Genomic DNA, 1,030 nt, shown 5'->3' on the forward strand with positions numbered 1-1,030 from the left:
AGATGTGTATAAGAGACAGCGAAGAGTCTTATTCCTACACGATGGGTCGCACGCGGTGCAACAGCGCAGAAGCGTGCCGCTTCCTTGAAAGCCACAACGTCTCGATCGACTACGCCTCGAGCGGTCTGCAAAAGGTGCCCAAGCACAAAGCCTACGTTCGAGCCACCTACGACTTTACCGACAAGTTGTCCGCCACCGCCGAGTATGCGTATTTCGGCAGCTACAACAATTTCATGAAAGACACGGACGACGCCAACGGCTGGGTCATCGACGACCATTCGCTCGTCGATCTCAGCATGCGGTGGGAAGCGAGCAAATACGTCACGGTCTACGGCGGCGTAACGAATCTCTTCAATGAAGAGTACTGGGACTACCAATCCGGAACGCCGGGAAGTTCGACCGTTATTCCGGGAGCCAAGCGCGCATTCTTCATCGGCCTGAAAGGCACCTACTAATGCAGCCGATCTGCTGATCGAAGCCTGAACCACGATTAACCACTGCGCAGAAAATCATGACCGACATCCTTCATTTGTTTGCCGCGGGCGGCCTCATCATGTATCCGATTCTTTTGGCGAGTGTTGCGGCGATCGCCATCGCAATCGAAAGACATCGCTACTACAAGCAGTCGAAGACGGATCTGGCGCTCATCGAGCGGGAGCTTCCGGCGCTGCTCACTTCGGCAGACTATGCGGCCGCGGAAGCGCTTTGCGTCAAGGCCAAAGGACTTGCGTCGGAAGTGCTGCGCGAAGGGATCGGCAAAATCAGGCTCGGGCTCGATCAGCGCGAGCTCCTTGAGGGTCAAGCGTCGCGCGCCGCCGCCAGCGTGCGCGAAAATCTCAATTTCGTGAGCGCCATCGTGACGCTTTCCCCGCTTCTGGGGCTGCTTGGCACCGTCACAGGCATGATCCGTTCCTTTGACGTGCTCTCCGTTGCCGAAGGCGAACCCTTCGCAATTACGGAGGGCGTGGCCGAAGCGCTTATAGCAACGGCATTCGGACTCTTCGTCGCCATTCTTGCCCTTGTCATACAC

The 1,030-nt window shown here is 57.1% G+C and carries 2 protein-coding genes; both read left to right on the forward strand.

The features are described 5' to 3' along the window. Positions 1-455: TonB-dependent receptor domain-containing protein (locus H6A60_RS14500; protein ID WP_205104785.1), on the forward strand; the 455-nt coding region annotated here is incomplete at its 5' end. Positions 456-511: 56 nt separating this feature from the next. Beyond that, positions 512-1,030, forward strand: a 519-nt coding sequence (locus H6A60_RS11630; RefSeq protein WP_205104787.1) for a MotA/TolQ/ExbB proton channel family protein, incomplete at its 3' end; no start/stop codon positions are given.

This window comes from Sutterella massiliensis (genome assembly GCF_016899755.1).
GTDB classification, from domain to species: domain Bacteria; phylum Pseudomonadota; class Gammaproteobacteria; order Burkholderiales; family Burkholderiaceae_F; genus Sutterella; species Sutterella massiliensis.